This window comes from Hydrogenophaga sp., from assembly GCF_051007235.1.
GTDB lineage: Bacteria > Pseudomonadota > Gammaproteobacteria > Burkholderiales > Burkholderiaceae_C > Hydrogenophaga.
In genome coordinates this window covers 1-6,162 of record NZ_JBPCSJ010000173.1, presented here as the reverse complement: position 1 = coordinate 6,162, position 6,162 = coordinate 1, and the positions used below count along the sequence as shown (strand labels likewise).

General features: G+C 69.6%; 4 protein-coding genes and 1 pseudogene. All 5 read right to left on the bottom strand.

Going from position 1 to position 6,162, the window contains the following annotated elements; translation table 11 throughout:
* Positions 1-381: pseudogene (locus ACR2JA_RS06170) on the bottom strand (UDP-N-acetylmuramoyl-L-alanine--D-glutamate ligase); the annotation flags it as partial.
* A gap of 130 nt (positions 382-511) precedes the next feature.
* Positions 512-1,690 carry a phospho-N-acetylmuramoyl-pentapeptide-transferase gene (mraY, locus tag ACR2JA_RS06165; protein ID WP_434008230.1) on the bottom strand — a complete coding sequence of 393 codons (1,179 nt, stop codon included), beginning with the start codon at positions 1,688-1,690 and terminating at the stop codon, positions 512-514.
* Positions 1,680-3,116, bottom strand: a complete 1,437-nt coding sequence (locus tag ACR2JA_RS06160; protein WP_434008229.1) for a UDP-N-acetylmuramoyl-tripeptide--D-alanyl-D-alanine ligase — start codon at positions 3,114-3,116, stop codon at positions 1,680-1,682. Before ACR2JA_RS06160 ends, mraY begins: the two co-directional genes overlap by 11 nt.
* Positions 3,113-4,657, bottom strand: coding sequence for a UDP-N-acetylmuramoyl-L-alanyl-D-glutamate--2,6-diaminopimelate ligase (locus tag ACR2JA_RS06155; RefSeq protein ID WP_434008228.1), 1,545 nt, complete (start codon positions 4,655-4,657; stop codon positions 3,113-3,115). Before ACR2JA_RS06155 ends, ACR2JA_RS06160 begins: the two co-directional genes overlap by 4 nt.
* Positions 4,658-4,772: 115 nt before the next feature.
* A partial coding sequence (locus ACR2JA_RS06150; protein ID WP_434008227.1) for a peptidoglycan D,D-transpeptidase FtsI family protein occupies positions 4,773-6,162 on the bottom strand: 1,390 nt, incomplete at its 5' end.

Genomic DNA, 6,162 nt, shown 5'->3' with positions numbered 1-6,162 from the left:
GGCCAGCACCTGAGGTTTGTAGGGGAGCACCTCGCGCTGCGACAGGTCTTGAAGGGCCTGGGCGAACAGGTCCAGCTCGCCCACCCAGGCGGCGCCGTGTTGCTGCGCCCAGGCGTGGGCCGGCGCCAGTTGCGGGGGCGGCAGGCCGGGGCTGCGGGCGATCAGGTTCCAGGATCCGCGCGCCAGCAGGGCCTCATCAAAAGCCCCGGCCACAAACGTGGCCTGCGGGCATTCGGCGCGCAACGCGGCGAGCGACGGCGGGGTCTCGCGCGTGTCCGCCACGGTCACGACCGCGCCGTGGCGCACGCACCAGCGCGCCATCGACAGGCCAGAAATGCCGAGCCCGAGGATCAGAACCTGGGCTTTGTCCAGTCTGTTCATGCGACCCATCCCTTCACCACGGACGCACGCCAGCGCACGCCGCCGAACCGGCTTTGCCGGGCGGCAGGCGTGGCCCCCTTGAGGGGGGATGCGGCCACACGAAGTGGGCAAGCGACGGGGGTGGTCCTTTTCATCGCAGCTTCAGGGTGGACAGGCCGATCAGGCACAGCAGCATGGTGATGATCCAGAAGCGGACCACGACCTGCGTTTCCTTCCAGCCCTTCTTCTCGAAGTGGTGGTGCAGCGGCGCCATCTGGAACAGGCGGCGGCCCGCGCCGTACTTCTTTTTGGTGTACTTGAAGTACGAGACCTGCAGCATCACCGACAGGGCCTCGACCACGAAGATGCCGCCCATGATGGCCAGCACGATTTCCTGGCGCACGATGACGGCGATGGTGCCCAGCGCGCCGCCCAGCGCGAGCGCGCCCACGTCGCCCATGAACACCTGGGCGGGGTGGGCGTTGAACCACAGGAAGGCCAGGCCGGCGCCGGCCATGGCGGCGCAGAAGATCAGCAGCTCGCCCGCACCGGGGATGTGTGGCAGCAGCAGGTAGCGCGAGAACACCGCGCTGCCGGTGACGTAGGCGAACACGCCCAGGGCCGAACCGACCATGACCACCGGCATGATCGCCAGTCCGTCCAGCCCGTCGGTGAGGTTGACCGCGTTGCTGGCGCCGACGATGACCAGGTAGGTCATGACCACGAAACCGAACACGCCCAGCGGGTAGGCCACTTCCTTGAAGAAAGGCACCATCAGGCCGGCGCGCGGGGGCAGTTCGAGCGTGAAGCCCGAGGCCACCCAGTCGATGAACAGCTGCAGCACGCGCAGGTTGCTGGTCTCGGCCACGCTGAAGGCCAGGTAAAAGGCCGCCAGCAGGCCGATGGCCGACTGCCAGAAATACTTCTCGCGCGAGCGCATGCCTTCGGGGTCTTTGTTGACCACCTTGCGCCAGTCGTCCACCCAGACGATGGCGCCAAAGCCCAGCGTGACCAGCAGCACGATCCAGGTGAAACGGTTGGACCAGTCGAACCACAGCAGCGTGGACAGCGCGATCGCGAACAGGATCAGCACGCCGCCCATGGTGGGGGTACCGCCCTTGCTGATGTGGCTTTGCATCGCGTATTCGCGGATCGGCTGGCCGATCTTGAGCGCGGCCAGGCGGCGGATGAAGTAGGGGCCGGCCACCAGGCCGACGATGAGCGCGGTCAGCGCGGCCATCACCGCACGGAAGGTGAGGTACTGGAACACGCGCAGGAACCCGAACTCGGGTCCCAGGCTTTGCAACCATTGCGCCAGACTAAGCAGCATGCGAAGGATCTTTCTGTTGTTCTGGTGGTGAGGCGGTCACAGCCAGCGCCTGCAGGGCTTGCACCACGCGCTCCATGCGCATGAAGCGCGAGCCCTTGACCAGCACGCTGCGCACCGCATCGGACGGCATGCGCGCGGACAGGTGGGCCGCCAGCGCGTCCACGTCGGCCCAGTGCAGAGGCACCGGCTCGCCCGCGGCATGCAGAGCCTCGCAGGCCTGGCGCATCCAGTCGCCGGCGCAGTGCACCGCGTCGATGCCGCTGGCCTGCGCCTGGCGCAGCACCTCCAGGTGGAAGGCCAGGCCCTGTTCGCCCACCTCGCCCATGTCGCCCAGCACCAGGCAACGCGGTGCCGGCAGTTCGGCCAGCACACGGATGGCGGCGACCACCGAGTCCGGGTTGGCGTTGTAGCTGTCGTCGATCACCGTCAGCGCACTGTCCGCCAGCGCCACCGACAGCGCGCGCGAGCGGCCACCGACCGGCTCGAACGCATCGAGACCGCGCCCGATGTCGGCCAGCGACACGCCTGCAGCGAGCGCACAGGCCGCGGCGGCCAGTGCGTTGCGCACGTTGTGGCGGCCGGCGATGCGCAGGCGGCAGGTCTGTTCGCCCGCAGGAGACGTGAAGCGCAGCGCCCAGGCACCGTCGGCCCAGTCGGCGCTCAAGGCGCGCACATCGGCAGCGGGATCGGTGTCGCTGAAGGTCAGCACATCTCGGCCGTGTGCGAGTTCGCGCCAGACGCCGGTGTGGTCGTCGTCGCTGGGGAACACCGCCGTGCCGCCGGCGCGCAGTGCGGCGATGACGGCGCCGTTCTCGCGCGCCACGGCCTCGACCGTGCCCATGAATTCCTGGTGTTCGCGCTGCGCGTTGTTGACGAGGGCCACGGTGGGCTGTGTCAGCGCGGCGATGTAAGCGATCTCGCCCGGGTGGTTCATGCCCAGCTCGACCACCGAGAGGCGGTGTTCCGCGCGCAGGCGCAGCAGTGTCATGGGCACGCCGATGTCGTTGTTCAGGTTGCCCCGCGTGGCGTGCGCCGCGTCGCTAGCAGCGGCGCGCAGGATGGACGCGACCATCTGCGTCACCGTGGTCTTGCCGTTGCTGCCGGTCACGGCGATCAGCGGCAGCTCGAACTGTTCGCGCCACCGGCGGGCCAGCTCGCCCAGCGCGAGCCGCGTGTCCGGCACCTCGACGCCGGACAGGCCGGCATCGGCCAGGCCCTGGTGGGCGATGCCGGCCACCGCACCCGCGGCGCGCGCCTGCGGCAGAAAGTCGTGCGCATCGAAACGTTCGCCTTTGAGCGCCACGAACAGGTCACCGGGCTGCAGGCTGCGGGTGTCGGTGTGCACGCGCGCGATGGACGCGGCCGACAGGTCGCCCACCACGCGGGCGCCGGTCAGCAGGGGCAGCAACTGGGCCACGGTCTTCATGCCGCACCTCCGCTGCCAGCGCCACGGGCCTGCAGCGCGGCGCGCGCCTGCTCCAGGTCCGAGAACGGTTTCTTCACACCCATGATGTCCTGGTAGTCCTCGTGCCCCTTGCCGGCGATCAGCACCACGTCGCGCGCGGCCGCGCCCTGCACGGCACGTGCGATGGCGGCGGCCCGGTCGGGTTCGATGAGCGCGGCGTCGGGCTGCGCCAGGCCGGCGCGCATCTGCGCCAGGATGGCCAGCGGGTCTTCGCTGCGCGGGTTGTCGCTGGTCAGCACCGGGTGGCGGGCTTCGCGCTCGGCCACGGCGGCCATCAGCGGGCGCTTGCTGGCGTCGCGGTCGCCGCCGCAGCCGATCACGCACCAGAGGGCACCCCCGCGCTCGCGCGCCAGTGGCTGCAGCGCGTGCAGGGCTTTTTCCAGGGCGTCGGGCGTGTGGGCGTAGTCGACCAGCACCAGCGGCTGCCCGCCCGCGTCCGGCACCTGCTCCATGCGCCCAGGCACGGGGCTGAGCGCGACACAGGCTTGAATCGCCTCGGCCAGCGGCACACCCAGGGCGCGCGCCGAGGCCAGCACGCACAGCAGGTTGGACACGTTGTACCGCCCCACCAGGGGCAGCTGCAGCGCATGGCTGTGCAGCACGTCCCCGCCGGCATCGCGTTCACCCACGGTCAGGCGCATGCCGCTCTGGGTGACACCGATGTCCTGCGCAAACAGGCGGGCCGGTGCGCGCTGCGACGCGGGTTCGATGCCCACGGTCCACAGGTCCAGCCGCCTGGCCTCCAGATCGGACGCCAGCGCCGCGCCACGCGCGTCGTCCACGTTCACCACCGCGGCCTGCAGGCCGGGCCAGTCGAACAGCGCAGCCTTGGCGGCCCAGTAGTCGGCCATGCTGCCGTGGTAGTCCAGGTGGTCCTGGGTGAAGTTGGTGAACACCGCCACGCGCACATGGGTGGCGTTCAGCCGCCCTTCGACGATACCGATGGACGAGGCCTCGATGGCGCAGGCCTTCACGCCCTCGTCCACCAGTGCGCGCAGGCGCGCCTGTAGCAGCACCGGGTCGGGCGTGGTCAGACCCGTGGAGACGATGCTCGATGCGCGGCCCGCCTGCGGCGGCTGGCCGATGCCGAGCGTGCCCACCACCGCGCAGGGGCGGTCTACCGCCAACAGCAACTGGGCCATCCACCAGGCGCTGGACGTTTTGCCGTTGGTGCCGGTGAAGGCCACCACGTCCAGTTCGGCGGTCGGGTCGCGGTGGAAAGCGCTGGCGATGGGTCCGGCCAGCGCCTTGAGTCCTGGCACGGCCAGGATGCGGTCGTCGTCGAAGCCGAAGGTGTTCACCCCCTCGTGCTCCACCAGCGCCGCCACGGCACCGTCCTGCAGCGCGGCGGCCACGTAGCGGCGACCGTCGGTGGCGGCGCCGGGCCAGGCCACAAAGGCGTCGCCGGCGGCCACGCGACGGCTGTCGCACTGCAGCGTGCCGGTGACGCGCTCGCGCAACCAGTCGGCCACGGCCTGCGGATCGTTCAACACCTGCGTCATGCGCCGTGCTCCCCAAACAGAACACCGCGCAACCGGCTTTGCCGGGGCGCAGGTGTTGCCCTCTGGAGGGGGGATGCGGCCACACGCAGTGGACAAGCGACGGGGGTGGGCCACATCAGAACGACTCCTCCTCGGCTACGGTGAGGATCTGCGGCTTGACGTTCATGTCCGGCTGCACGCCCAGCACGCGCAGCGTCTGCTGCACGGTCTCGCTGAACACCGGGGCGGCCACCAGGCCGCCGTAGTACACGCCGTTGTTGGGCTCGTCCACCATCACCGCCACCACGATGCGCGGCTGCTCGATGGGCGCGATGCCCACGAACCAGCTGCGGTACTTGTTGCCGGCGTAGCCCTTGCCTTCCTGCTTGTGCGCCGTGCCCGTCTTGCCCCCCACCGAATAGCCGATGGTCTGCGCCTGCGGTGCGGTACCGCCAGGGCCGGTGGCCAGCGCCAGCATCTTGCGCACCGCCACCGCGTTGGCCGCGCCGAACACGTGCACGCCCGAGGCGGGGGACTCGCTCTTGAGCAGCGAGACCGGGATCAGCTCGCCGTCGCGGGCGAAGATGGTGTAGGCCTGCGCCAGCTGGAACAGCGAGGCCGAGAGGCCGTAGCCGTAGCTCATGGTCGCCTGCTCGATCGGTCGCCAGGTCTTGTACGGCCGCAGCCGGCCACTGACCGCACCGGGGAAGGGCAGCTGCGGCTTCTGACCGAAGCCGGCCTGCGCATAGGTCTCCCACATTTCGCGCGGGCTCATCTGCATCGCCATCTTGACGGTGCCGACGTTGCTGGACTTCTGGATCACCTCGGCCACCGTCAGCACGCCATGGGCGTGCGAATCGGTGATGGTCGAGCCGCCGATCGTGATGCGCCCCGGTGCGGTCTGGATCGGGGTGTTCGGCGTGACCATGCCCTTTTCCAGCGCCAGCGCCGCGATGAAGGGCTTCATGGTCGAGCCGGGCTCGAAACTGTCGGTCAGCGCGCGGTTGCGCAGCTGCTCGCCGCTGAGGTTGATCCGCTTGTTGGGGTTGTAACTGGGGTAGTTGGCCAGCGCCAGCACCTCGCCGGTCTGCGCGTCCAGCACCACGGCGCTGCCGCCCTTGGCCTTGTGTTGCCGGACCGCGTCGCGCAGCTTTTCATAGGCAAAGAACTGCACCTTGCTGTCGATGGACAGCTGCAGGTCCGGCCCGTCCACGGGTGGGACCACGTCGCGCACGTCTTCCACCACACGGCCCAGGCGGTCCTTGATCACGCGGCGCGAACCGTTCTTGCCGGCCAGCTGCTTGTTGAAAGCCAGCTCCACGCCTTCCTGCCCGCGGTCCTCCACGTTGGTGAAGCCCACCACGTGCGCGGCGGCTTCGCCTTCGGGGTACTCGCGCTTGTATTCGCGGCGCTGGTAGATGCCCTTGATGTCCAGTGCGGCGATCTGCTTGGCCACCGGCTCGTCCACCTGACGCTTGACCCAGACGAAGGTCTTGTCCTCGTTGCCCAGCTTCTGTTTCAGTTCA

Bases quoted from the DNA above. Each gene is read 5' to 3' on its own strand.
- mraY (WP_434008230.1), bottom strand. From the start codon at position 1,690: ATGCTGCTTAGTCTGGCGCAATGGTTGCAAAGCCTGGGACCCGAGTTC.
- ACR2JA_RS06155 (WP_434008228.1), bottom strand. From the start codon at position 4,657: ATGACGCAGGTGTTGAACGATCCGCAGGCCGTGGCCGACTGGTTGCGC.
- ACR2JA_RS06160 (WP_434008229.1), bottom strand. From the start codon at position 3,116: ATGAAGACCGTGGCCCAGTTGCTGCCCCTGCTGACCGGCGCCCGCGTG.